Origin of the sequence: Pseudogulbenkiania sp. MAI-1 (genome assembly GCF_000527175.1) — a bacterium.
Classification (GTDB): Bacteria; Pseudomonadota; Gammaproteobacteria; order Burkholderiales; family Chromobacteriaceae; genus Pseudogulbenkiania.
The window spans coordinates 1,177,493-1,203,659 of the sequence record NZ_AZUR01000001.1 but is presented as its reverse complement, the minus strand read 5'-3'; the positions used below and the strand labels follow the sequence as shown (position 1 = coordinate 1,203,659).

General features: G+C 66.8%; 20 protein-coding genes. 14 read left to right on the top strand and 6 right to left on the bottom strand.

Going from position 1 to position 26,167, the window contains the following annotated elements; translation table 11 throughout:
• Nucleotides 1-12: 12 nt before the first annotated feature.
• The 4 genes from narJ to PSEMAI1_RS0105535 are packed head-to-tail and all read right to left on the bottom strand — an operon-like array spanning nt 13 to nt 7,418.
• The gene (gene narJ, locus PSEMAI1_RS0105550) at nt 13-687 is read right to left on the bottom strand and encodes a nitrate reductase molybdenum cofactor assembly chaperone (protein WP_024301913.1); all 675 of its coding nucleotides are present in this window, start codon (nt 685-687) and stop codon (nt 13-15) included.
• The gene (gene narH, locus PSEMAI1_RS0105545; RefSeq protein WP_024301912.1) at nt 677-2,236 is read right to left on the bottom strand and encodes a nitrate reductase subunit beta; all 1,560 of its coding nucleotides are present in this window, start codon (nt 2,234-2,236) and stop codon (nt 677-679) included. The genes narJ and narH overlap by 11 nt, the downstream gene beginning before the upstream one ends.
• A complete protein-coding gene (locus PSEMAI1_RS0105540; RefSeq protein ID WP_024301911.1) occupies nt 2,233-5,985 on the bottom strand; it encodes a nitrate reductase subunit alpha in 3,753 nt (1,250 codons plus the stop codon). The genes narH and PSEMAI1_RS0105540 overlap by 4 nt, the downstream gene beginning before the upstream one ends.
• Before the next feature lie 32 nt (nt 5,986-6,017).
• Nucleotides 6,018-7,418 (bottom strand): NarK family nitrate/nitrite MFS transporter, encoded by a 1,401-nt coding sequence (locus tag PSEMAI1_RS0105535; RefSeq protein WP_024301910.1) that lies wholly within the window; start codon nt 7,416-7,418, stop codon nt 6,018-6,020.
• A gap of 178 nt (nt 7,419-7,596) precedes the next feature.
• On the opposite strand from PSEMAI1_RS0105535, the gene PSEMAI1_RS0105530 reads away from it, so the two are divergent.
• A complete protein-coding gene (locus PSEMAI1_RS0105530) occupies nt 7,597-7,923 on the top strand; it encodes a thioredoxin family protein (RefSeq protein ID WP_232219844.1) in 327 nt (108 codons plus the stop codon).
• 153 nt (nt 7,924-8,076) lie between these two features.
• Here the strand turns inward: PSEMAI1_RS0105530 and PSEMAI1_RS0105525 are convergent, their stop codons facing one another.
• Nucleotides 8,077-8,592, bottom strand: a complete 516-nt coding sequence (locus PSEMAI1_RS0105525) for a hypothetical protein (RefSeq protein WP_024301908.1) — start codon at nt 8,590-8,592, stop codon at nt 8,077-8,079.
• A 477-nt stretch (nt 8,593-9,069) separates the two neighbouring features.
• Between PSEMAI1_RS0105525 and PSEMAI1_RS0105520 the strand changes: the two genes are divergently transcribed.
• The 5 genes from PSEMAI1_RS0105520 (at nt 9,070) to PSEMAI1_RS0105500 (ending at nt 13,846) form a co-directional block, all read left to right on the top strand.
• Nucleotides 9,070-10,197 carry a cytochrome c oxidase subunit II gene (locus PSEMAI1_RS0105520; protein WP_024301907.1) on the top strand — a complete coding sequence of 376 codons (1,128 nt, stop codon included), beginning with the start codon at nt 9,070-9,072 and terminating at the stop codon, nt 10,195-10,197.
• Between the two features lie 34 nt (nt 10,198-10,231).
• On the top strand, nt 10,232-12,004 hold the full coding sequence (gene ctaD, locus PSEMAI1_RS0105515; RefSeq protein WP_024301906.1) for a cytochrome c oxidase subunit I: 1,773 nt from the start codon (nt 10,232-10,234) through the stop codon (nt 12,002-12,004).
• Nucleotides 12,001-12,624 carry a cytochrome c oxidase subunit 3 gene (locus PSEMAI1_RS0105510; protein ID WP_232219843.1) on the top strand — a complete coding sequence of 208 codons (624 nt, stop codon included), beginning with the start codon at nt 12,001-12,003 and terminating at the stop codon, nt 12,622-12,624. The genes ctaD and PSEMAI1_RS0105510 overlap by 4 nt, the downstream gene beginning before the upstream one ends.
• A 166-nt stretch (nt 12,625-12,790) precedes the next feature.
• Complete coding sequence (locus PSEMAI1_RS0105505) at nt 12,791-13,486, top strand: heme-copper oxidase subunit III family protein (protein WP_024301904.1); 696 nt, start codon at nt 12,791-12,793, stop codon at nt 13,484-13,486.
• A 9-nt stretch (nt 13,487-13,495) separates the two neighbouring features.
• Nucleotides 13,496-13,846 (top strand): cytochrome C oxidase subunit IV family protein, encoded by a 351-nt coding sequence (locus tag PSEMAI1_RS0105500; protein WP_024301903.1) that lies wholly within the window; start codon nt 13,496-13,498, stop codon nt 13,844-13,846.
• 96 nt (nt 13,847-13,942) lie between these two features.
• On the opposite strand, the gene PSEMAI1_RS0105495 is transcribed toward PSEMAI1_RS0105500, so the two are convergent.
• The gene (locus tag PSEMAI1_RS0105495) at nt 13,943-14,938 is read right to left on the bottom strand and encodes a LacI family DNA-binding transcriptional regulator (RefSeq protein ID WP_024301902.1); all 996 of its coding nucleotides are present in this window, start codon (nt 14,936-14,938) and stop codon (nt 13,943-13,945) included.
• A 271-nt stretch (nt 14,939-15,209) separates the two neighbouring features.
• On the opposite strand from PSEMAI1_RS0105495, the gene ptsP reads away from it, so the two are divergent.
• From ptsP to PSEMAI1_RS0105455, 8 genes are all read left to right on the top strand, one after another.
• Nucleotides 15,210-17,717, top strand: a complete 2,508-nt coding sequence (gene ptsP, locus PSEMAI1_RS0105490) for a phosphoenolpyruvate--protein phosphotransferase (RefSeq protein WP_024301901.1) — start codon at nt 15,210-15,212, stop codon at nt 17,715-17,717.
• Nucleotides 17,714-18,670, top strand: coding sequence for a 1-phosphofructokinase (gene pfkB, locus PSEMAI1_RS0105485; RefSeq protein ID WP_024301900.1), 957 nt, complete (start codon nt 17,714-17,716; stop codon nt 18,668-18,670). Before ptsP ends, pfkB begins: the two co-directional genes overlap by 4 nt.
• A gap of 76 nt (nt 18,671-18,746) precedes the next feature.
• Nucleotides 18,747-20,477, top strand: coding sequence for a PTS fructose transporter subunit EIIBC (locus PSEMAI1_RS0105480; protein ID WP_024301899.1), 1,731 nt, complete (start codon nt 18,747-18,749; stop codon nt 20,475-20,477).
• A gap of 256 nt (nt 20,478-20,733) precedes the next feature.
• A complete protein-coding gene (locus PSEMAI1_RS0105475; protein ID WP_024301898.1) occupies nt 20,734-21,675 on the top strand; it encodes an ABC transporter substrate-binding protein in 942 nt (313 codons plus the stop codon).
• Nucleotides 21,676-21,788: 113 nt separating this feature from the next.
• Entirely contained in the window at nt 21,789-23,285 is a 1,497-nt protein-coding gene (locus PSEMAI1_RS0105470) for a sugar ABC transporter ATP-binding protein (protein ID WP_024301897.1), read from the top strand.
• Between the two features lie 31 nt (nt 23,286-23,316).
• Nucleotides 23,317-24,345, top strand: coding sequence for a ribose ABC transporter permease (locus PSEMAI1_RS0105465; protein ID WP_024301896.1), 1,029 nt, complete (start codon nt 23,317-23,319; stop codon nt 24,343-24,345).
• A 19-nt stretch (nt 24,346-24,364) separates the two neighbouring features.
• The gene (locus tag PSEMAI1_RS0105460) at nt 24,365-25,291 is read left to right on the top strand and encodes a carbohydrate kinase (RefSeq protein WP_024301895.1); all 927 of its coding nucleotides are present in this window, start codon (nt 24,365-24,367) and stop codon (nt 25,289-25,291) included.
• A 28-nt stretch (nt 25,292-25,319) separates the two neighbouring features.
• Nucleotides 25,320-26,126 (top strand): Cof-type HAD-IIB family hydrolase, encoded by an 807-nt coding sequence (locus tag PSEMAI1_RS0105455; protein WP_024301894.1) that lies wholly within the window; start codon nt 25,320-25,322, stop codon nt 26,124-26,126.
• The last annotated feature ends 41 nt before the right edge of the window (nt 26,127-26,167 follow it).

Sequence of the window (26,167 nt, the reverse complement as noted above, 5' to 3'; positions counted from 1 at the left end):
CTCTCGATGCTGTCATGCCTGGCGTGGCGGGCGCGGCATGAAACGGACCGTGGCGGTCGCGGGTTTGTGCACGCAGCCGGCATCGTCACCAAAGGCCGGGGGCGACTCCCAGTCGGCGTCCCAATTCTCTTCTTCCGGCACCGGCAGGCAGGACCAGTCCAGTCCCGGCTGGCGGATGCCCAACAACAGGGCGTCCGGTACGGCCGCGTACAGGCTGCCCTTTTCGATCAGGGACTGTCCCAGTTTGCGCAGGACCTCGGCGCAATCGGCCAGCGTCGCATCGGCCTCGTCGCGGGGACGCCGGCTCAGGAATTCGAGCACGGCGGGCAGGTAGTCCGGCAGCTCGCCTTCGACCAGTGCCAAGCCCGCCCGGGCATAAGCCAGGTGCAGATCGACCATCGCCGGCCCGCGATCGCGCGACTCGCCATGCACGTGCTCGAACAGGTACAAGGAGGTGCGGCGGCCCCGGTCGAACAGGGCGACGTATTCTTCTTCCAGCGCTAACGGCTCTCCCGTCTGCAGCGCCTCGATCAGCCGCCACAGCCGCTCTCCCGCCTCGGCGGGCAGGCTCCGGGCCAGGGGGGTCAGCAGTTCGCCGATTTCAGGCAGCGCCGCCAGCAGAGCCGGTCCGGGATAGGTCAGTAACGCGCCCAGCGCGTGCAGTTCACGGGGGGTGTCAGTAGTCAACGCTGTTCTCCGGATTGTGGCCCGCGATGGTTTTGAGCGGGATGACTTTCTTGCCGCCCATCTTGCCGCCGAACAGGCTCAGCTCGCTGCTGCCGTCGGAGCAGCCGTTGCCAAAGGTAAAGCCGCACTCGCCGCGCAACTGATAGGCGTTTTCGGCGTATTCGCGGTGGGAGGTCGGAATGACGTAGCGGTCTTCGTAGTTGGCGATGGACAGGTAGCGGTGCATGTCCTCCGCCTGGGCGACCGACAGTCCGGCCTGGGCCAGGATGTCCGGACTGTCGCGGCGCTCGAGCTGACGCACCCGGTAGAAAGCGCGCATCGCCAGCATCTTTTCCAGCGCGGCCGCCACCGGCGCTTCCTTGCCGGCGGTGAGCAGATTGGCCAGGTAGCGCAGCGGAATGCGCAGGCTGGAGACATCGGGGATATGGCCCTTGGCGCCGATCTCGCCGGCGTTGGCACGCGCCTGGATCGGGGAGAGCGGCGGCACGTACCAGACCATCGGCAAGGTGCGGTACTCGGGATGCAGCGGAAAGGCGATCTTCCACTCCACCGCCATCTTGTACGCCGGCGACTCGCGGGCGGCGTCGAGCCACGCCTGCGGGATGCCCTGCCTCAGGGCTTCCTCGCGCACCGAGGCGGAATGCGGATCGAGGAAGATGGCCAGTTGCTCTTCGTACAGGTCCTGCGGGTTTTCAGCCGAGGCGGCGCTTTCGATCCGGTCGGCGTCGTAGAGCAGCACCCCGAGATAGCGGATGCGGCCGACACAGGTTTCCGAACAGACGGTCGGCTGGCCGGACTCGATGCGGGGGTAGCAGAAGATGCATTTCTCGGCCTTGCCGCTCGACCAGTTGTAATAGATCTTCTTGTACGGGCAGCCCGAGACGCACATGCGCCAGCCCCGGCATTTGTCCTGATCGATCAGGACGATGCCGTCTTCCTCGCGTTTGTAGATCGAACCGGACGGGCAACTGGCGACGCAGGACGGATTCAGACAGTGTTCGCACAGGCGGGGCAGATACATCATGAAGGTGTTTTCGAATTCGCCGTAGATTTCCTTCTGCACCGCCTCGAAGTTGTAGTCCTGGCTGCGCTTGGCGAACTCGCCGCCGAGGATTTCCTCCCAGTTCGGCCCCCATTCGATTTTTTCCATCCGTTGTCCGGTCACGACGGAAATCGGCCGGGCGACCGGCGGGGTCGGCATCTCCGGCGCGGTTTGCAGGAATTCGTAGTCGAAGGTGAAGGGCTCGTAGTAGTCGTCGATCTCCGGCAGGTTGGGATTGCCGAACAGGTTGAGCAGCAACTGCAAGCGCCCGCCCTGCTTCAGCTTGAGCTTGCCGTTGGGCTTGCGCTCCCAGCCGCCGCGCCAGTGCTCCTGGTTCTCCCAGTCTTTCGGATAGCCGATGCCGGGTTTGGTCTCGACGTTGTTGAACCAGACGTACTCCATGCCCAGGCGGCTGGTCCAGACGTTCTTGCAGGTGACCGAACAGGTGTGGCAGCCGATGCATTTGTCCAGGTTCAGCACCATGGCGATCTGGGCGCGTATCTTCATGATCTTTCTCCCCGTGCCGCAAGCGAGGTATCCATCCAGTCCACCTTGTCCATCTTGCGCACGATGACGAACTCGTCCCGGTTCGAGCCGACCGTGCCGTAGTAGTTGAAGCCGTAGGCCAGGTGGGCGTAGCCGCCGATCATGTGCGTGGGCTTGAGCACGGCGCGGGTCACCGAGTTATGGATGCCTCCACGATGGCCGGTGATCTCCGAGCCGGGGACGTTCACGATCTTTTCCTGGGCGTGGTACATCATGCACATGCCCTCCTTCACCCGCTGGCTGACCACGGCCCGGGCGGCGATGGCCCCGTTCAGGTTGTAAAGCTCGATCCAGTCGTTGTCGACGATGCCGCCTTTCTGCGCGTCAACCTCGGACAGCCAGACGATCGGCCCGCCGCGCGAGAGCGTGAGCATGATCAGGTTGTCGGTATAGGTGCTGTGGATGCCCCACTTCTGGTGCGGGGTGATGAAATTGAGCACGACCTCGGGATGGCCATTCGGTTTTTTACCGACCAGCGGCGCGACGCTTCGGGTATCGATCGGCGGCCGGTAGCTGGCAAAGCCTTCGCCGAAATCCCGCATCCAGGGATGGTCCTGATAGAACTGCTGGCGCCCGGTCAGGGTTCGCCACGGGATCAGTTCGTGCACATTGGTGTAGCCGGCGGTGTAGCTGACATGCTCGCTCTCGATACCGGACCAGGTCGGCGAGGAAATGATCTTGCGCGGCTGCGCCTGGATGTCGCGATAACGGATCTTCTCGTCCTCCCGCACATCGGCAAGATGCGCATGCTCGCGCCCGGTGAACTTCTCCAGCGCCTGCCATGCCTTGACCGCCACTTCGCCGTTGGTCTCCGGCGCCAGCGACATGATCACCTCGGCGGCATCGATGTCGGTCTCGATGCGCGGCAAGCCTTGGGTCGGCCCTTCCTCGGACACGATGCGGTTGAGCCGGCCCAGCCCTTCGACCTCGGTCCCGGTGTCCCAGCCAATACCCTTGCCGCCGTTGCCGAGCTTGTGCATCAGTGGCCCGAGGGCGGTAAAGCGTTTGTAGGTGTTGGGATAGTCTCGCTCGACCACGATGATGTTGGGCGCGGTCTTGCCGGGCAGCAGATCGCACTCGCCCTTTTTCCAGTCTCTCACTCCGTAGGGTTGGGCGATTTCCGCCGGGGTATCGTGCTGCAGCGGTTGCAGCACGACGTCCTGCTCGACGCCGAGGTGTCCCGGCACCAGTTCGGAAAATTTCCTGGCGATGGCCTTGTAGATCTCCCAATCGCTCCGTGTTTGCCAGATAGGATCGACCGCCGCCGACAGCGGATGAATGAAGGGATGCATGTCCGAGGTATTGAGGTCGTTCTTCTCGTACCAGGTGGCGGTCGGCAGCACGACGTCGGCGTACAGGCAGGTCGTGGACATGCGGAAGTCGAGCACGGTGATCAGGTCAAGCTTTCCTTCCGGCGCTTTCTCGTGCCAGACCACCTCTTCCGGCTTGGCGCCGCCGGTTTCGCCCAGGTCGGCACCCTGCATGCCATGTTGCGCCCCGGCAAAGTGACGGAGAAAGTACTCGTGCCCCTTGCCGGAGGAGCCGAACAGGTTCGAGCGCCAGACGAACAGGTTGCGCGGGAAGTTCTTGGGATTGTCCGGATCTTCGCAGGCAAAATGCACCGCGCCCGACTTGAGTTCGCGGACCAGGTAGTCCTTGGCATCCAGCCCGGCCGCGCGCGCCGCGCCGGCAATGGACAGGGGGTTGCGATCGATCTGGGGCGACGAAGGCAGCCAGCCCATGCGCTCGGCACGGACGTTGAAGTCGATCAGGCTGCCGCCATAGCGGGCCGGATCGGCCAGCGGCGAGAGCAGCTCGCCGATATGGAGCTGCTCGTACCGCCACTGATCGGTATGCGCGTAGAAGAACGAGGTGCCGTTCATGTGCCGCGGCGGCCGCACCCAGTCGAGGGCGAAGGCCAGCGCCGTCCAGCCGGTCTGCGGGCGTAGCTTCTCCTGGCCGACGTAGTGCGCCCAGCCGCCGCCGGACACGCCGACACAGCCGCACAGCATCAGCATGTTGATGGCGGCCCGGTAGTTCATGTCCTGGTGGTACCAGTGGTTCATCGCGGCGCCGATGATGATCATGGACCGGCCCTGGGTACGCTCGGCGGTCTCGGCAAACTGGCGCGCGACGGCGACCACCTGTTCTGCCGGTACGCCGGTAATGGATTCCTGCCATTTCGGCGTATACGGCACGTCGTCGTCGTAATCGCGGGCGGCCGCTCCTCCCAGCCCACGGTCCAGCCCGTACTGGGCACAGAGCAGATCGAAAACGGTTGCGACATGAACGGTCTCTCCGTTCTGCTCCAAGCGCTTCACAGGGACATGACGCCGCAACACGTTGCCGCCCTGCTCGTTGTGCTGGAACCGCGGGTGTTCGACCGCGCCGAAATAGGGAAAGGCCACCGTTGCCACCTCGTCTCGGCGGTCGATCAGCGTCAGGGCGAGATCGAGGTCGCGGCCATCGGAGCCGTCTTTTTGTTCGAGATTCCACTTGCCGAGATCCCCGCCCAGCTGCTGGCCCCAGCGGAAACCGATCGCCCCCTGCGGCACGGCATAGTGGCCGCTGTTCCGGTCGATGCCGACGGTTTTCCATTCCGGGTTGTTGCCCTGGCCGAGCTGGTCGGGAAAATCGCTGGCCCGAAGATAGCGGTCGGGCACGAAGTGGTCGCCGCGCCGCTCCAGCGTCACCAGCAGCGGCAGATCGGTCAGCCGGCGGCAGTAATCGTCGAAATAGGGAACCTGCCGTTCGAGATGGAACTCGCGGAGGATGACGTGGCCCATCGCCATGCCGAGCGCCGCATCGGTGCCCTGTTTGGGGTGCAGCCAGAGATCGGAGAGTTTGGCGACCTCGGAGTAGTCCGGCGTGATCGCCACCACCTTGGTGCCGTTGTAACGGGCCTCGACAAAGAAATGCGCGTCGGGGGTGCGCGTCTGCGGGACGTTGGAACCCCAGGCGATGATGTACGCCGAGTTGTACCAGTCGGCCGATTCCGGCACATCGGTCTGCTCGCCCCAGGTCTGCGGGCTGGCCGGCGGCAGATCGCAATACCAGTCGTAGAATGACAGCAGCGTGCCGCCGATCAGGCTCAGGTAGCGGGAGCCGGCGGCGTAGCTGACCATGGACATGGCCGGAATCGGCGAGAAGCCGACCACGCGGTCCGGGCCGTGGTGCTTGATGGTGTACACGTTGGCCGCGGCGACGAGCTCGGTTGCCTCGTCCCAGCTCACCCGGACGAAACCGCCGCGACCGCGGATGGACTTGTAGTCGTTCACGCGTTGCGGGTCTTCAACGATCGTGGCCCATGCCGCCACCGGATCCAGCGTCTTGCGCGCCTCGCGCCACAATCGCACCAGACGTCCTCGGATCATCGGGTACTTGAGCCGGTTGGCGCTGTACAGATACCAGCTGTACGACGCCCCGCGCGAGCAGCCACGCGGCTCATGGTTGGGCATACCGGGGCGGGTGCGCGGATAATCGGTCTGCTGCGTCTCCCAGGTAACGATGCCGCCCTTGACGTAGATCTTCCAGCTGCAGGAGCCGGTACAGTTCACGCCGTGCGTGGAGCGTACGAACTTGTCGTGCTGCCAGCGCTGCCGGTAGGCCGCCTCCCAGTCGCGGTCCTCTTCCCGCACCTCGCCGTGACCGTCGGCATACGGCTCGCGGGGACGGGTGAAAAAGCTCAGACGATCCAGAAAGTGGCTCATGAGGGGTCCTCCTCCTTGGTGCCGGCCGCCGTTCAACAGGGCAGGCTGGCGTGCTTTCTCGCGTAAAACGCCCAGCAGATCACTGCGCAGCTCAGGTAGAACAGCATGAAGACGTACAGTGCCTGTTCCGCGCTGCCGGTGAGGTTCATCGAGGCGCCGAATCCGTTTGGAATGACAAAACCGCCGTAGGCACCGATGGCGCCGGCGAAGCCGGTTGCCGCCGCGGACTCGGTCACGCCATGGAGCCGGGCCTCACGCTGCGCTGCCTCGCCGTCGCCCTTGGCTTCGCGCAGGCTCAGCGCGGCGAACACCACGGGGATCATGCGGAACACCGAACCATTGCCGATTCCCGAGAGCAGGAACAGCAGCTGGAATGTCAGGAAAAACCCCCAGAAATTGCCCCCGGCCGGTGTGCCGTCGGACAGTCTCCCTGGCAGGAATCCCAGCACGCCGAAGGTCGCCAGCACCATGGCGCCGAACACGACCAGCGACACCCGCGCGCCGCCGATACGGTCGGCCAGCCAGCCGCCGACAGGACGCACCAGCGCGCCGATCAAGGGGCCGATGAAGGCGTAGTCGGTCACCCTTATCTGCGGGAACTGGGTATTGGCCAACAAGGCAAACCCTGCGGCAAAACCGATATAACTACCGAAGGTGCCCAGATAGAGCCAGCACAGCAGCCACATGTGGGGGCGACGGAAAATGGCGGCTTGTTCACGAAACGATGCCCGTGCGGAGGCGATGTCGTTCATACCGAACCATGCGACCAGCATGGCCACGGCGATGGGAAGAACCCAGATAAACCCCGCGTTCTGCAGCCATACGGCGTGTTCGCTGCCCTCCTGCGCATAACGCAGCGGCTCACCGCCCCACGGGCCGAACAGGTCGATGCCGATAACGATCGGCACGAGAAACTGCGTCAGCGAGACCCCCAGATTGCCGAGCCCGGCGTTCAGGCCATTGGCGTAGCCTTTTTGCGCCTGCGGGTAGAAAAAACCGATGTTGGCCATCGAGCTGGAAAAATTTCCGCCCCCGAAGCCGCACAACAGCGCGATGGCCAACATGACCCCATAGGGCGTGCTCGTGTCCTGGACCGCGAATCCCAGCCAGACGGACGGAATCAGCAACAAGCCGGTCGAAATGGCCGTCCATTTCCTGCCGCCGATCATGGCGGGCAGGAAGCTGTAGAAAATGCGCAGCGTCGCACCGGACAGCGACGGCAAGGCGGTCAGCATGAAAAGCTGGGCCTTGCTGTAGGGAAAACCGAGTGCGGGCATCTTGAGCACCACGATGCTCCAGATCACCCAGGTCGAGAATGCCAGGATCAGGCACAGGATCGATATCCACAGATTACGGCGTGCGATATGCGAGCCTTGTCGGTCCCAGAATCGTGCGTCTTCAGGTTCCCAGTGTGTAATCAGTGCTCCGCTCACGGCAGGCCCTTTGTTGGTGCAACCAGTTACCACACTAGAATATGATTGAGGGGTTTCCTAGGCCGAGGCCCAAAGGTGCCATGGCGCATCGTTGGCCGCTCGGCGGGAGAATACGCTATCGTCCTTCCTTATCCCCTGCTGTGGCGGCCAATCGCTCGCCCCGAGAAAACACATGGCCATGAACACTGACTATGCCTGGAGCGAGCCGCCGCGCGCCGAGATCGACGCGTTGGCGGGCCCGGTGCTGCTCGAATTCGGCGCGCCGTGGTGCGGCCACTGCCAGGCCGCCCAGCCGCTGCTCGCCACCGCTCTCGCCGCCCATCCGGGGGTACGTCACATCAAGATCGAGGATGGCCGGGGCCGGCGCCTGGGGCGTTCGTTCGGGGTGAAGCTGTGGCCGACGCTGGTCTTCCTGCGCGACGGCCAGGAAGTGGCGCGGCTGGTGCGACCGGACGATGCCGAGTCGATAGGGCGGGCGCTGGCCCGGATCGATGCGGCGCCGTGATGGTCACAGACCGATTAAGGCCGCCCCCTTCAGGAAGCGGTACAACGACTTAGCTCAAGATAACTTTTTGTGACAACGGCGGGGCGATGACGCCCCGCCGTTCGTTTGGGCGAGATGAGCTGCTGTCTCGGCCGTCAAGCGGCCATCCTGGCCTTACGGGAAAGCCGGAATCGTCGGCTCCACGCCTTCCAGGTGGGCCTCCGGATGGATTTTCCGCAGCAGGGCCTCGATGTCTTCGACCTCGCTGGCCGGCACGTCCACCATCAGCAGGATCTGGCCCTTGTCGATGGCCTCGCGGAACGGCTTGAGCCGGCTGTTGGGCACCGAGCAGCCGATCATGCTCGCCGCCCAGGGCCCGAACACGGCGCCGATCAGAAAGGTCACCAGCACCACCCCGCCCCACGGCAAGCCGCTGTCGGCCAGGATAAACAAGGCGGCCACCAGTCCCGAGATCAAGCCGGTAGCGCCGCCGATGATCAGCCCCATTTCGGCGCTGTGGACGATATCGGACTCCTGGAACAGGTTGGCGCGGTGCAGACTGGACAGGTCGACGCCTTCCTTGGCGAGAAAATGAATGTGTTTTTCCTCGATCCGGGCCAGCAGCAGATCGTTCATCAGCCGCTGGGCATTGGCGAGATCGGGGATAAGGTAGTAAATCCGTCTGCGCATGGCGCCACCTCCCGGATTACGATTGAAAATCAATACCTTGAGAATTTTTTATAGACCCAAATCGGTCCGGTAACAATCCCGGCCCAGGTCACACGGCGCGCTCCCTCGCAACCGACATCGGCCAGCGCCCCGGTGCCCGCCCTGGCACGAACCCGGCAGGCTGCGGGCCAAACCCCTATCGTGACCGTGCCCTTTGCCCACAATGTGCTAAGTTGAAACCATTGGAATAGCGGGCCGACCGGCCTTTACGCGCTGTGCAGCAATAATCCGCCAGCCACGGACAAATCCGGCAGACCGCTGATCGACTACCGCGTCAGACAGGGACGCGTTGCTCGCCCGGAAGGGCTGCCTGTCACGAAGAAGCCGGCCGGCCGCTCGCCTGCCCTCCATCACGGGAGTCCACGGTCTGTTGAATGCCGTCTCCCCTGCCGGACCGGCATGTTTCCGCGAGGAGAACAACGCAGGACCGATACCCCTATGGCACTCGCAATCGTCTTGATGGCGCTGATCGCCGCCGCCGTCCTGTTTCATTTCCTGAGCCCGTGGTGGCTCACGCCGCTGGCCTCCAACTGGAAGCTGATCGACGACACGCTGCTGATCACCCTGGTGATCACCGGCGGGGTGTTCATCGCCATCAACCTGTTCGTCGCCTATTGCCTGCTGCGCTTCCGCCAGCGCGAGGGACACCGCGCCGCCCACGACCCTGAAAACAAGAAGCTGGAATGGTGGCTGACCGGACTGACCTCGCTGGGTATCGTGGCCATGCTGGCTCCCGGCTTGTTCGTTTACGCGGACCTGATCTCCCCGCCCCCGCAGGCGCAGGTGGTCGAGGCCGTCGGCCAGCAATGGCAGTGGCGCTTCCGCTTCCCCGGCAAGGATGGCGTGCTGGGCATCACGGACAACCGCTACATCAGCCCGGACAACCCGTTCGGCCTCGCCCCCAACGACCCCCGCGGCCGGGACGACGTCCTGATCCAGTCTTCCGAAGTGCACCTGCCCGTCGACAAGCCGGTCAAGGTGCTGCTGCGCTCGCAGGACGTGCTGCACGACTTCTACGTGCCGCAGTTCCGGGCCCGGATGGATCTGGTGCCGGGCATGGTCACCTATTTCTGGTTCACCCCCACCAGGACCGGGCGCTTCGAGATCCTCTGCGCCGAGTTGTGCGGCGTCGGCCACTTCAACATGCGCGGCCACATCGTGGTGGAGGACGAGGCGGCGTTCCAGGCGTGGCTGGCCGCACAACCGACCTTTACCCGCGCGGCGGTCAAGACGGCGGCTCCGGCCGGCGCCGATCTGGCCGCCCAGGGCAAGCTGCTGGCCCAGAGCCGCGGTTGCGTCGCCTGCCACAGCGCCGACGGCAGCCCCGGCGTCGGCCCCACCTGGAAAGACCTGTACGGCAAGACGGAAACGCTGGCCGACGGCAGCAAGGTCACGGTCGACCCGGCCTACCTCGCCGAGTCGATCCGCACCCCCAACGCCAAGGTGGTGCAGGGCTACCAGCCCATCATGCCCCCGGCCAGCCTGAACGAGGCGGAAATGGCCGCCATGCTGGCCTATATGAAAACCCTGTCGGGCAAGAACGTGGCGGCGGCCGGACAACCCTGATCCGGTCACGCAACAGCACTTTAAGGAGGGTACGATGGCATACCCCGAAGCGGAACAGCATCACGAGCCGCACAGTTTCTGGACCAAGTATGTCTGGAGCCAGGATCACAAGGTCATCGCGGTGCAGTACACCATCACCGCGATCGCCGTCGGGCTGGTGGCGCTGGTGCTGTCGAACCTGATGCGGCTGCAGCTGGGATTCCCCGGGTATTTCGACTTCATCGACGCCAACCGTTACTACCAGTACGTCACCATGCACGGCATGATCATGGTGATCTACCTGCTCACCGCGCTGTTCCTCGGCGGCTTCGGCAACTACCTGATCCCGCTGATGGTGGGGGCGCGCGACATGGTGTTCCCCTTCCTCAACATGCTGAGCTACTGGGTCTACCTGCTGGCGGTGCTGGTGCTGATGGCGAGCTTCTTCGTGCCCGGCGGCCCGACCGGCGCCGGCTGGACGCTGTACCCGCCGCAGGCGATCCTGCCCGGCACACCGGGCTTCGACTGGGGCATCATCCTGATGCTGACCTCGCTGGTGATCTTCATCGTGGCTGCCACCATGGGCGGCCTGAACTACGTGATCACGGTGCTGCAGGCGCGCACCCGCGGCATGACACTGATGCGCCTGCCGCTGACGGTGTGGGGGATTTTCGTCGCCACCATCATGGCCTTGCTGGCCTTTCCTGCCCTGTTCGTCAGCGGGGTGATGCTGCTGTTCGACCGGGTGCTGGGCACCAGCTTCTTCATGCCGGCCATCGTCTCGATGGGGCAAGCGCTCAGCTACAAGGGTGGCAGCCCGATCCTGTTCCAGCACCTGTTCTGGTTCTTCGGCCACCCCGAGGTGTACATCGTCGCCCTGCCCGCCTTCGGCATCGTCTCCGACCTGATCAGCACCCATTCGCGCAAGAAGATCTTCGGCTACCACATGATGGTGTGGGCGATCGTCGCGATCGGCGCGCTGAGCTTCGTGGTATGGGCACACCATATGTACGTGAGCGGGATGAACCCCTATTTCGGCTTCTTCTTCGCCACCACCACGCTGATCATCGCGGTGCCGACCGCGATCAAGGTCTACAACTGGGTGCTGACGCTGTGGAAGGGCAACATCCACCTGTCGGTACCGATGCTGTTCGCCATCGGCTTCATCAGCACCTTCCTGATCGGCGGCCTGACCGGGCTGTTCCTCGGTAACGTCAGCGTGGACATCCCGCTCTCCGACACTTATTTCGTGGTCGCCCACTTCCACATGGTGATGGGGGTCTCGCCCATCCTGGTGATCTTCGGCGGCATCTACCACTGGTATCCGAAGGTGACCGGGCGGATGCTGAACGATGCCCTGGGCAAGTTCCACTTCTGGGTGACCTTCGTCGGCACCTACGCCATCTACTTCCCGATGCACTACCTCGGGATACTCGGCATGCCGCGGCGCTACTACGCCTACGAGAACTACGCCTTCATCCCCGCCTCGGCGCAGCAGCTCAACGCCTTCATCACGGTGGCGGCGCTGATCGTGGGGGTGTCGCAGCTGGCGTTCCTCTACAACCTGGTGCACAGCGCCTTCCGCGGCAAGCCGGCCGGCGGCAACCCGTGGCGGGCCACCACGCTGGAATGGCAGACGCCCGAGACGCCGCCGGGGCACGGCAACTGGGGGCCGGAGCAGCCCGTGGTCTACCGCTGGGCCTACGACTACAGCGTGCCGGGCATGGCGCAGGACTTCGTGCCGCAGAACAGCGCCGTGGCGGGCGGCGGGGACGATGATGTGTTCGCGTCTGCGAGGCCCGCTCCGTCGCGGGGGAGGCGGAAATGAGCATGACGGTAGCCCGGGACGATGCCCGGCACGCCGGGGAGCGGGACAGCCGGCCGGCGGCCGCCAAGGTGGCGCTGTGGGTGTTCATGGCGGTGGTGACGGTGCTGTTCGCGCAGTTCCTGCATGCCTACATCGCGCGCATGGATTACGCCGATTGGCAGCGCCTGCCCACGCTGCCGACGGTGTGGCTGAACACGGCGCTGCTGGCGGCAAGCAGCGCGGCCCTGCAGTGGGCCCGGCAGGCCGGCCGGCGCGGGCAGCTTGGCGGGATGAAGACCGGCCTGTTATTGGGCGGCGTGCTGGCGCTCGGTTTCCTCGGCGGGCAGCTGTGGCTGTGGCGGCAGTTGACCGCGCTGGACTACGCGCTCACCAGCGGCCCGGCCAGCAGTTTCTTCTACCTGTTGAGCGGGCTGCACGGCCTGCACCTGATCGGCGGGCTGGTGGCCTGGGGTCTGACCGCACGGCGGGTCTGGCGCGATGGGCTGAGCGAGGATGCCGCCCTGGCCGTGCAGTTGTGCGCCCGTTACTGGCACTTCCTGCTGGCGCTGTGGCTGGTGCTGTTCGGCTTGCTGTTCCTGATTCCGCCAGCCACCATACAAGAGATATGCCGCCGTTTCTGAAGCGGCTTGGCGGGCGCCGCCAGCGAGCGGCCGCCCGCATGATGTGACCTGCTACAAGGGGGTGTTGCAACACCGGCCCTGCGCCGGCCGACGGATGCGTGCCCGTCCTGAACGAGGCGACGCCGCTGGCTGCAGATTCGATGGCCCCTTTACGCGAGGCACGCCCATGGCAAAGCACACGCTGTCTCCTCCCAACGACCCGCTCCCGGCAGCCGGCGGCTGGCAGGGCATCGTCAGCGACTGGTCCGCCGACCGCGAGGCTTTCAAGGTTTCCTGGGGCAAGGCGATGATGTGGGTGTTCCTGCTCAGCGACACCTTCATCTTCGGCTGCTTTTTGACCGGCTACATGACGGTGCGGATGTCCACCACCGTGCCCTGGCCCAATCCCAGCGAGGTGTTCGCGCTCAGCATCGGCGGCACGCCGATCCCGCTGATCCTGATCGCCATCATGACCTTCATCCTGATCAGCAGCAGCGGCACCATGGCGATGGCGGTCAACTTCGGCTACCGCCGCGACCGGGTGAAGAGCGCGGCGCTGATGCTGGCCACGGCAGCACTGGGCGCCACCTTCGTCGGCATGCAGGCCTTCGAATGGACCAAGCTGATCGTCGAGGAAGGCGTGCGGCCGTGGGGCAATCCGATGGGCGCGGCGCAGTTCGGCTCGACCTTCTTCATGATCACCGGCTTTCACGGGCTTCACGTCAGCGCCGGGGTGATCTATCTGATCATCGTCGCACTCAGGATGCTGGCCGGACGCTACGAAAAGAGCGGCAACTACCAGATCGTGGAAATCGCCGGCCTGTACTGGCACTTCGTCGATCTGGTGTGGGTCTTCATCTTCGCGTTCTTCTACCTGTGGTGAGGTGACGCCATGGAACACGCCTCCGGCCAGCAACACCCGATCGGCCTCTATCTCAAGGTATGGGGCCTGCTGTTCGTGCTCAGCACCCTGTCCTATCTGGTCGATTACTTCCACATCCAGGGCTTTCTGCGCTGGTTTCTGATCGTGGCCTTCATGCTGCTCAAGGCGGGGCTGATCGTCAGCGTCTTCATGCACATGCGCTGGGAGCGGCTGGCACTGGTCTACGCCATCCTGATCCCGCCCTTGTGCCTGCTGGTGCTGGTGGGACTGATGCAGGCGGAGGCGAACTACACCTACTCGACGCGCGGCGTGTTCTTCGGCCAGGAAGCCTCGGTGGCGGAGCACGTCAAGCCGAAGTAAACGGGCGACGGCCTTTCGAGTCCCGAACAGACGAAACCCCCGCGGGAAATGCATTCCAGCGGGGGTTTCGGGTTATTGGAGGATGCCGCTCCCGCGCTAACCGTCGACCCGCTGGCCGGTCGAGCCGCGCACCAGCAGCCGTCCGGCGAGCACCACGCTGCGGATGCTGAGCGTGGGGTCTTCCAAGCGGCTCAGCAGCATGTCCATCGCGGTGCGGCCGATCTCGTAGACCGGCTGTTCGATCACGGTCAGGCCACCGTTGCCGACCAGGCTGGTCCAGACATCGTTGTCGAAGCCCGCCAGCGCGATGTCGGCCGGGGCGGACAGTCCGGCGCCCTGCAGGGCGCGCAGGGTGCCCAAGAGCAGCAGGCCGTTGCTGGCGATCAGCGCGTCCGGACGCCGCTCCTCGGCCAGCCAGCGCGCCACCGTGGCTTCGGCCGCCTCGGCGGTGGGGGCGACAAAGCGCCCTTCCCCTTCCAGTCCGTGCGCCTTGAGCGCCGCCTCGAAACCGGCATGGCGCTCGGCGCCGGTGCTGCTGGTATTGCCGAACAGGCCGCCGATATGGCGGTAACCCCGTGCCAGCAGGTGCTCGACCAGTTGCCCCGCCGCCAGCCGGTTGTCCAGCACCACGGCATCGGCCTGCCCGGCCGGGCCGGCACGGTCGATCATCACCACCGGGAAATTGTAGGCGTCGGGACGCAGGCGGCGCGCGGTGTCGCGTGTGGGCGAGAAGATCACGCCGCTGACGCGCTCTTCCTCCATCAGCCGCAGGTACATCGCTTCCTTGTCCGGGTTTTCGTCGGTGTTGCACAGGATCACCCGCATGCCGGCCTGGTAGGCGGCGTCCTCGACGGCGCGGCTGACCGCGGTGAAGAAGGGGTTGCGGATGTCCGACACGATCAGGCCGACGGTCTGGGTGTGCTGCGAACGCAGCCGGCGCGCCGACAGGTTGGGCCGGTAGCCCAGTTGCTTGGCAGCCTCTTCGACGCGCAGGCGCAAGGCCTCACTGACCGGCCCGCTGCCCAGCGCCCGTGAGACGGTAGCGACGGAGACCCCGGCGGCGGCGGCGACATCCTTGATCTTGGCGTTCATGGTGTCCTGATAACGATTTCCTGTATTGCGCGTGATCGTCGCTGAAATCGCGTCACTACGCAAGCCCCTTATTGGCGCATGGGTGTATCAAAATTGGCCACTGCCAAGGATTTCCTCGCACTTTGTTGATACGGAGCGATTGACAGCCGGAATGTAATCGATTTCAATTGCCTCACATCAATGAAGAGTCGGTCACGCCGCCATGCACCAAGCCGGTGCCACAAGACAGCCAAGACCAAGACCGATTCCGCCAAAGAACTGAGGAGACACCATGGCACTTCCGCTGATCCCGGCCGAACTGGTCCGGCTCGGGGCGAGCCCCGCCGACAAGAACGGCGCCATCGCCGAGGCAGGGCACCTGCTGGCTTCGGCCGGCTACATCGACCCGGCCTACATCGATAGCCTGTTGCGCCGTGAGACCGTCGCCAACACCTTCCTCGGCCATGGCGTCGCCATTCCGCACGGCATGATCGAAGACCGCTACCTGATCCGCCACACCGGCGTGGCGGTGCTGCAGATTCCGGGCGGTCTGGAGTGGAACCCGGGCCAGCGCGTGCATCTGGTGGTCGCCATCGCCGCCCAGTCCGACGAGCACATCACGGTGCTGCGCCGCCTCACCCGCCTGCTGCAGGACGAGCAACAGCTGCAAACGCTGTTCGGCACCAACGACCCGGCCCCGCTGCTGGCGGCACTGGCCGAGGACGCCGTCGTGGCCGAAGTGGCCGTGGCGACGGCAACGGTCGCCGACTACGAGCACCATTTCAGCTGGACCATGGAATACCCCAACGGCCTGCACGCCCGCCCCGCCACACTGTGGGTGGAGACGGCGCGCCGCTTCGACGCCGACGTGCTGGTGCGCAATCACCAGGAAAGCGCCGACTGCAAGAACCTGATCGGCCTGCTGCAACTGGGCCTGCAGCACGGCCACGAGCTGCACGTCTCGGCCACCGGTCCGGAAGCCGAGCAGGCGCTGGCCACGCTGCGCGACGTGATGACCCGCATCACCGCGCAGGAGCAGGCCGATGCCGCCGCCGCGGCGCTGAAGCAGAAGAACGCCAACCGCCAGGGCTGGGCGCCGGCAGGCGTACTGCCCTCGATCGGCGGCATCAGCGCGAGCCCCGGTCTCGCCATCGGCACCACGCGCCAACTGCGCGCCCATGCCGTCAACGTCGCCGACCGCCCCGGCCCGCTGGCTGACGGCGGCGTGGCGCTGGAAGCGGCGCTGGTCGCCACCCGCGAGGAACTGGAAGGGCTGGCAGTCGATACTGCGCGCCGTCTCGGCACCGCCGAAGCCGGCATCTTCCGCGCCCAGGCCGAACTGCTGAACGATAGCGAACTGATTACGCTGACCTGCCGCATCATGGTGCAGGGCCACGGCGTGGCCTGGGCCTGGCAGCAGGCCATCGAGCAGCAGGCCGGCCGTCTGGCGGCGCTGGGCAGCCCGCTGTTGGCGGCGCGCGCCGCCGACCTGCGCGACGTCGGTCGCCGCGTGCTGGCCAAGCTCGACCCGAGCGCCGATACCGGCAGCAGCGGCGTCAACGGCAACGGCGAGACCATCCTGATCGCCCCCGACCTGGCCCCATCCGACACCGCTACGCTGGACGTGACGCGCACCCTCGGCCTGTGCACCGCCCAGGGTGGCCCGACCTCGCATACCGCGATCCTGGCGCGCACTCTGGGCCTGCCGGCGCTGGTGGCCGGCGGTGCCGCGCTGCTCGACGTGCCGGACGGCACCACGGTGATCCTGGACGGCCATGGCGGCCGGCTCTATCTCGACCCGTCCGAACAAGACCTCGCCTCCGCCCGCCGCTGGCTGGCCGAGCAGCAGGAGCGCGACGCGCGTCAGGCTGCCGACCGCGCGCTGCCGGCGCAGACCCGCGACGGCCACCGCGTGGAGATCGCCGCCAACGTCAACCGCCCGGAAAAAGTCGCCGAGGCGTTGTCCGCCGGCGCCGAGGGCGTCGGCCTGATGCGCACCGAATTCCTGTTCCTCGAGCGCGACACCGCGCCGGATGAGGAGGAGCAATACGCCACCTACCGCGCCATGATCGAGGCGCTGCAAGGCCGCACGCTGATCATCCGCGCCCTCGACATCGGCGGCGACAAGCAGGTGCCCTACCTCGACCTGCCGCACGAGGAGAACCCCTTCCTCGGCGTGCGCGGCGCGCGTCTGCAACTCCGCCGCCCGGATCTGCTGGAACCGCAGCTGCGCGCACTGTACCGTGCCGCGGCGCACGGCCCGATGTCGATCATGTTCCCGATGATCACGTCGCTGGACGAAGTGCGCACGCTGCGCGCCCACTGCGAGCGTATCCGCCAGGAGCTGAACGCGCCGCAGGTGCCGCTGGGCATCATGGTGGAAGTGCCGGCGGTGGCGGCGATGGCCGACCGCCTGGCCGAACACGTCGATTTCTTCTCGATCGGCACCAACGACCTCACCCAATACGTGCTGGCGATCGACCGTCAGCACCCGGAACTGGCGCGCGAGGCCGACAGCCTGCACCCGGCGGTGCTGCGTCTGATCCAGCAGACCGTGGAAGGCGCGCGCCGCCACCAGGTGTGGGTGGGCGTGTGCGGCGGCTTGGCCGGTGATCCGCTCGGCGCGGCCATCCTCACCGGGCTGGGTGTGAGCGAGCTGTCGATGAGCCCGCGCGACATCCCGGCGGTGAAGGCGCGGCTGCGCGCCGCCACCCACAGCACGCTGCTGGAGCTCGCCCGCCAGGCGCTCGATTGCGACAGCGCCGCCGACGTGCGCGCGCTGGAAGGAGACGCGGAATGACCCGCCCCATCGTCACCGTCACGCTCAACCCGGCGATCGACCAGACCGTCATGCTCGACCGCCTGAACCCGGGCGCGGTCAACGTGGCGCGTTCGTCGCAGATCAACGCCGGCGGCAAGGGGGTGAACGTCGCCAGTTGCCTGGCCGACTGGGAGATTCCGGTGATCGCCACCGGCATCCTCGGCCGCGACAACGCCACGCCGTTCGAGCAGCTCTTTGCCGACAAGGGCATCAACGACCGCTTCGTGCGTCACGACGGTGCCACGCGCGTCAACATCAAGCTGGTGGATGGCTCGGACAACAGCACCACCGATGTCAACCTGCCCGGTCATCCGGTCGACGCTGCCACCTTCGAGGCGCTGCTGCAGCAGCTCGACGACCTGGCCGAACCGGGACGCTGCTTCGTGCTGGCGGGCAGCCTGCCCGCCGGGCTGGCGGAGGACAGCTATGCGGTGCTGATCGGCCGGCTGCGCCAGCACGGCGCGCACGTGGTACTCGACAGCAGCGGCGCGGCGCTCGCCACCGCCCTGGCCGACGGCGTGGCTACCCTGCCCGCCTGCATCAAGCCCAACCGGCACGAGCTGGAACAACTGGTCGGCCGCGAGCTGGCCACGCTGGACGCGGTCGGCGACGAGGTGGCGCGGCTGCGCGCACGCGGCATCGCCGAGGTGGTGGTGTCGCTGGGCGAGGAAGGCGCGCTATTCGCCGGTGCCGAGGGCATCTGGCTGGCGCGTCCGCCCAAGGTGGCGCTGACCAGCACCGTGGGTGCCGGGGACGCACTGGTGGCGGGCCTGATCGCCGCCCGCTACGGCGGACGCAGCGCCCCCGACACGGCGCGGCTGGCGGTGGCCTTTGCCGCCGGTAAGCTGGCGCAGGTCGGCCCGCACCTGCCAGCGGTGGACGAAGTGGAAGCGCTGGCCGCGCGCGTGGACCTGGCGCAACTGGGCGCCTGAGCGCCGCAACGCATCAAACAGAGCAGCACAACGAAAAGCGGGGCAAACCCGTATCACCGTGATAGAGGAGACACAGATGGCACACCTACTGGCAGTGGTATCCTGCCCGGAACGCACCACCCACACCCTGCTCGCCGGCGAGGCTCTGCGCCATGGCGCCGAGCGCCTCGGCCACCGCATCGACATCGAAACGCGCAGCACGCATGGGGTGCAGGCGCGCCTGGCCGATGAGTTGATCCACCGCGCCGACGCCATCGTGCTGGTCGGCGAGGGCGAGGCCGAGTCGGAGCGCTTCGCGCTGCGCGGCTGCCACGTCGCCACGCTGGAAGCGGTGCTGGCCGATGCCGATGCCGTGATCGCCAGCGCGCTGCAGGACTCGGCCAAGCCGGCGGCCCCCGCCCAGGCCGCAAGCGCCGCGCTCGAGATCGTCGCCATCACCTCTTGCCCTACCGGCATCGCCCATACCTTCATGGCGGCCGAGGGCCTGACCCAGGGCGCCAAGCAGTTGGGCCACCACGTCAAGGTCGAGACCCAGGGTTCGGTCGGGGCGCAGAACACCCTGAGCGACGATGAGATCCGTCGTGCCGATCTGGTGATCATCGCCGCCGACACCCAGGTGGACACCAGCCGCTTCGTCGGCAAGCGCCTCTTCAAGACCAGCACCAAGGCCGCCATCCATGACGGTGCCGCACTGGTAAAACGCGCCATCGCCGAGGCCAGCGAGCACGCTCCGGCCAAGGCAGCGAGCGCCTCGACCCAGGCCGCACCGGGCGAGGCCGCCAAGGCCCAGCGCACCGGCCCCTACAAGCACCTGATGACCGGTGTGTCGTTCATGCTGCCCTTCGTGGTGGCGGGCGGCATCCTGATCGCCATCGCCTTCGCTCTCGGCGGCATCTACGCCTTCGACGACGCGCACAAGGGCACGCTGGCCTGGGCGCTGTTCCAGATCGGCGCCAAGTCGGCCTTCGCGCTGATGGTGCCGGCACTGGCGGGCTACATCTCCTACTCCATCGCCGACCGCCCCGGCATCACCCCGGGCATGGTGGGCGGCATGCTGGCCGCGAGCCTGGGCTCGGGCTTCCTGGGCGGCATCATCGCCGGCTTCATCGCCGGCTACGGCACCGACTGGCTCAACCGCCACATCAAGCTGCACCGCAACCTCGACGGCCTGAAACCCGTCTTGATCCTGCCGGTGCTGGGCTCGCTGCTGGTCGGCCTCTTGATGATCTACGTGGTCGGCACCCCGGTCGCCTCCGTGCTGGCCGCGCTGACCGAATGGCTCAAGGGCATGCAGGGCAGCAGCGCGCTGCTCTTGGGTGCGCTGCTGGGCGCGATGATGGCCTTCGACATGGGCGGCCCGCTCAACAAGGCGGCCTACGCTTTCAGCACCGGCCTGATCGCGAGCCAAGTGTACACCCCGATGGCTGCGACCATGGCCGCCGGCATGACCCCGCCGCTGGGCATCGCGCTCGCCACCCTGCTGTTCCGTGACCGCTTCACCGCCGACGAGCACGAAGCCGGCAAGGCCGCGGGCGTGCTGGGTATCTCCTTCATCACCGAAGGCGCCATCCCGTTCGCCGCGCGCGACCCGCTGCGTGTGATCCCGGCGCTGATCGCCGGCTCCGCTCTGACCGGTGCGATCTCGATGGCGGCCGGCGCCGAGCTGAAGGTTCCGCACGGCGGCATCTTCGTGCTGCCGATCCCCAACGCCGTCAGCCACCTGGGCATGTACCTGGTGGCGCTGGTAGCCGGCACCGTCACCACCGCCGTGCTGCTGCGCCTCTTGAAGAAGCCCCTGCAGGCCTGACCTGACGCAGCCGCCCCGCCCTGCCCGGTTCCGACCGGCGGGCGGGGGACACGGCGGTTTTTTTTTGGGCCCGGCATGTAATTTATCTACAACCGCATGGCATCAAAATGGCGTCCAGCACGACGCCAGGGGGAGCCCTACGCCGTTAAAACCCATTAACTACGCGCCGACACTTGGCGCCGACCCTGCATCACCATGTAGCAAAAGTACGTTCAGTCGCATCAACACACACAACGCATCGACCAGGAGAGACACCATGAACATTCGCTACACCGTACTGACCGCCGCCGTACTGGCCAGCCTCGCCGCCCCCTCCTTCGCCGCCCGTCCGCTGAAATCGGTCGGCGTCGCCGTCGGCGACCTCGCCAACCCCTTCTTCGTCGCCATCGGCAAGGGCGCCGAGGATGCCGCCAAGAAAATCGGCGGCCCCGGCGTCAAGGTGACCACGGTCTCCAGCAAGTACGACCTCAACACTCAGGTCGGCCAGATCGAGAACTTCATCGCCAACAAGGTGGACGTGATCCTGGTCAACGCCGCCGATCCCATGGGCATCGAGCCGGTGCTGAAGAAGGCGCGCGCCGCCGGCATCGCCGTGGTGGCAGTGGACGTGGGTGCGGTCGGCGCCGACGCCACGGTGATGTCCGACAACGCCATGGCCGGTACGGAATCCTGCAAGTTCATGGCGCAGCAGCTAGGCGGCAAGGGCAACGTGGTGATCGTCAACGGCCCGCCGGTCACCGCCGTCACCGCCCGTGTGGCGGGCTGCAAGCAGGCGCTGGGCCGCTTCCCCGGCATCAAGGTGCTGTCGGACAACCAGGACGCCCGCGGCAGCCGCGATGGCGGCATGGAAACCATGGCCAACCTGCTGACCGCGCACAAGAAGATCGACGCCGTGTTCGCCATCAACGACCCCTCCGCCATCGGCGCCGAGTTGGCGGTGAAGCAGGCCGGCCGTAGCGACGTGAAGCTGATCGCCGCTGTGGACGGCGCCCCGGACGCCGAGAAGGCGCTCAAGGACAAGAAGAGCCTGTTCGCCGTCTCCACCGCGCAGAACCCGTACACCATGGCGACGATGGCGGTACAGATCGGCTACGACATCCTCAACGGCAAGCGCCCGGCCAAGGCGGAGACCCTGCTGCCGACCCCGGCCGTGACCAAGGCCAACGTCGCCAGCTACGCCGGCTGGACCAAGCACTGAGCCCCGGCTCGTGCGGCGGCCTGCCTGCCGCCGTGCGAACCGGTTCCGAGCAACGCGGGGGGCGCGTCGTCAGCGCCCTCCGCCGTCACCCCCGGGGTGAACCAGGAGTCGCAATGAGCTCAATCGCATTGGAAATGACCGGCATCAGCAAGCGCTTCGGCGCCAACAAGGCGCTGGACCAGGTCCAGCTCACCGCCCACCGCCACGAGGTGCTGGCGCTGATGGGCGAGAACGGCGCCGGCAAGAGCACGCTGATGAAGATCCTGTCCGGCGTCTATCAGCCGGACGTGGGCGAGATCCGGCTGGACGGCAAACCGGTGCGCATCGCCTCACCGGCTGACGCGCGCGCCGCCGGCATCAACCTGATCTATCAGGAACTGGCGGTCGCCCCCAACCTGACCGTGGCCGAGAACATCTTCCTGGGTGCCGAGCCGCGCGCCCGCTTCGGCCGCGTCGATCACGACACGATGAACCGCCGTGCCGAGGAGGTGCTGGCCCGGCTCGGTGCGCGCTTCTCGGCCACCACGCCGGCGCACCGCCTGGGTATCGCCGACCAGCAGCAGGTGGAGATCGCCCGCGCCCTGATCCACGACAGCCGCGTGCTGATCCTGGACGAACCGACCGCCGCGCTGTCCGACCGCGAGAGCGAGCGGCTGTTCGAGGTGATCCGCCAGCTGCGCGACGACGGCATCGCGCTGATCTACATCAGCCACCGCATGGAGGAGGTCAACCGTCTGGCCGACCGCATCGCGGTGCTGCGCGACGGAGCCTACGTCGGCAGCATGACGCGCGCCGAGAGCACGCCGCAGAAGGTGGTGCAGATGATGGTGGGGCGTCCGCTCGACGACTTCTACCAGCACAAGGACGCGGCCAGCGTCGGCGCGGTCAAGCTCGAGGTGCAGGGCCTGTGCGGCCATAAAGTGCGCCCGGCCTCGTTCGCAGTGCACGCCGGCGAGGTGCTGGGTCTGGCCGGGCTGGTCGGTGCCGGGCGCACCGAGCTCGCGCGCCTGATCTTCGGCGCCGATGCCAAGACCGCTGGGCGCATCCTGCTCGACGGGAACGAAGTCAACATCCGCGAGCCGCTCGACGCGATCCGCCTCGGCATCGGCTACCTGCCCGAGGACCGCAAGGGCCAGGGCCTGTTCCTGCAGCTCTCCGCCACCGCCAACACCACGATGAACGTGCTGGGCCAGCATGCCCGCGCCGGTGTGCTCGACCACCCGGCGCTGAAGAAGCTGACGCAGCAGGCCATCGACCGGCTGGCGGTCAAGGTGTCCGGCACCGAGGGCATCGTCGGCGGGCTGTCCGGCGGCAACCAGCAGAAGCTGCTGCTGGCGCGCTGGCTGGCGATCAAGCCCAAGGTGCTGATCCTCGACGAGCCGACGCGCGGCGTGGACATCGGCGCCAAGGTGGAGATCTACCGCATCATCCACGAGCTTGCGGCACAGGGGGTGGCGGTGATCTGCATCTCCAGCGAACTGCCCGAGGTGATCGGCGTCTGCCACCGCGTGCTGGTGATGCGTGAAGGCAGCCTCGCCGGCGAACTCGCGGGCGACGCCGTGAGCCAGGAAGCGATCATGACGCTCGCCACCCACCACCAGGCGGCGTGACGCACCACACAGAATACGAAGGAGAGACACGATGAATTCCTCAAGCCCGAACACCCCGGCGGGTACGCTCCCTCAAGCCCGGCCATCCGGCTTCAGCCTGGGCCAGCTCTACGGCAAGGTCGGCATGCTGCCGGTGCTGATCGTGCTGTACGCCGCGTTTTACCTACTGACGCTGCACTTCAGCGAGGACGGCAGCACCAACTTCATGACGCTGGACAACACCCTCAACATCCTGCGCCAGACCTCGATCAACCTGGTGCTGGCCTCGGGCATGACCTTCGTCATCCTGACCGCCGGCATCGACCTCTCTGTGGGCTCGATGCTGGCGGTGGCGGCGGTGCTGGGCATGCTGACCTCGCTGCCCGGCCACGCGCCGATGCTGGCCCTGCCCGCCTTCATCGTCACCGGCCTGGCGATGGGCGTGCTGAACGGCTCGATGGTGGCGCAGCTCGGCATCAACCCCTTCGTCGTCACGCTGGGCACCATGACCGCGCTGCGCGGCGCGGCCTATCTGTTCGCCGACGGCACCACGGTGCTCAACAGCGACATCCCGAGCTTCGAGTGGATCGGCAACGGCGACCTGTTCGCGCTGCCCTGGCTGGTCTGGATCGCCGCCGCCGTGGTGGTGGCCTCCTGGTTCATCCTCAAGCGCACCGTGCTCGGCCTGCACATCTACGCGGTGGGCGGCAACCCGCAGGCGGCGCGCCTTACCGGCATCAAGGTCAACCGCGTGCTCCTGTTCGTGTATTCGATCAGCGGGCTGTTCGCCGGTCTCGCCGGCGCCATGTCGGCCAGCCGCCTGTACGGCGCCAACGGCAACTGGGGCACCGGCTACGAACTCGACGCCATCGCCGCCGTGGTGCTGGGCGGCACCAGCCTGATGGGCGGGGTCGGCTCGATCTGGGGCACGGTGGTTGGCGCGCTGATCATCGGCGTGATGAACAACGGCCTGACCATCCTCGGCGTGTCGTCGTTCTGGCAGTACGTGGCCAAAGGCGCGGTGATCGTGCTGGCGGTGATGCTGGACAAGTGGCGCCAGAAGCAAAGCGGTATCAACTGATTCGATGTGGAGTAAGGATATGACGAAGCCACTGCCCCGCGTGGTCGTGTTCGGTGAGGCACTCACCGATTTTCTGCAAACCGCCCCCGGCGTCTGGCACAGCCGCGTCGGCGGCGCCTGCTGGAACGTGGCGCGCGCCGTCGCCAGCCTCGGCGTACCGGCGGCCTTCGCCGGCGCGGTGAGCGAGGACGATCTGGGCGAGGAACTGGCCGAAGCGACGCTGGCCATCGGGCTCGACCCGCGCTTTTTGCAGCGCGCCGCCAAGCCGCCGTTCCTGGCGCTGGTACCGTCGCAGCACCCGCCGCGCTACTTCTTCGCCGGCGGCGATTCGGCCGATCTGGCGTTCGACCCCGGGCATCTGCCGGCGGGCTGGCTGGAGGCGGCCGAGGTAATCCACTTCGGCTCCATCAGCCTGGTGCGCGAGCCGCTGGCCGGCCGCCTGCTGGCCATCGCCCGCGCCGCCCGCGCGGCGGGTAAGCGCATCACCTTCGACCCCAACTGGCGCAACCTGATGGACGCCGGCTACCGCACCACCTTCGAGGAAATGGTCCGGCTGGCGAGCGACATCAAGGTGTCCGACGAGGACTTGGCGCAGCTGCTGCCCGACTGCACCACCGAGGCGGCGCTCGCCACCCTGCTCGAGTGGAACCCGACGCTGCGCATCCTCTACACCGAGGGCGCCAAGGGCCTGCGCCTGCTCACCGCGCAGCAGGCCACCCGGCAGGCGGCCTTCTCGGTCACGGTGGCGGACACCGTCGGCGCCGGCGACGCCAGCCTGGCGGGCTGGATCGTGGCCACGCTGGATGCCCCCGCCACGGCGGAAGCCCTGCCCTTCGCCGCCGCTACCGCCGCGGCCGCCTGCATGCATGCCGGCGCGCATCCGCCGAGCCGCGCCGAAGTGGAAGCCCTGCTGGCCACCGTGACACCCGGGGCGGCGCTGGCCTAGCCCCACCCCTTTCGCCATGAGAACCGCCATGTACGCTGCAATCGCCTCCGACCTCGACGGCACCCTGCTGGATGCCGGCGAGACCATCACCCCGTTCACCACCGCCGTGCTGCGCGCCGCCGCTGAACGCGGCGTCCACCTGATCATCGCCACCGGCCGCCATGTGCTCGACGTGCGGCGCCTGATCGCCGGACTGGAGCTGCCGGTCAGCCTGATCACCTCGAACGGCGCCCGCGTGCACGGCAGCGACGGAGCGCTGCTCTACGCCGACGACGTGCCGGCTGCGCACGTGCGCGAGCTGGTGCAGCCGGAACTGGCGCGCGGCACGCGCCTGAGCCTCTATCTCGACGACGGCGGACTGTGCTGCCTGCACTCCGGCTACGTCCACCGCGATGCCGAGACCGGCTTTTCCGAGCTGTGCGACGACCTGTCGCAGCATCCGGGCCACGGCGTGGCCAAGCTGATGTACACCGCGCCGCCGGCGCGGCTGGCCGAGATCGAGGCGGTGGTCCGCCAGCGCTTCGGCGCCGAGCTGGCGCTGACCTACTCCCGTCCCGACTACCTCGAGGTGATGGCCCCCGGCGTCAACAAGGGCAGCGCGCTGACCCGCCTGCTGGCGCGGCTCAGCGTGGAGCCGGAACGGTGCGCCGCGTTCGGCGACGGCCTCAACGACGTGGAGATGCTGCAAAGCGTCGGCCACCCGTTCCGCATGGCCAACGCCAGTCCGCGCCTCACCGCCCTGCTGCCCGAGGTGGCCCAAGCCGGCCATCACGACGAGGCCGGGGTGGCGCACCAGATTCACCGGGCCTTGGGCCTGGACGTGCCGGAGGAGTAACACCCGCCCCCATTACCGAGTCATGGCCGAAAAGAGCCTGT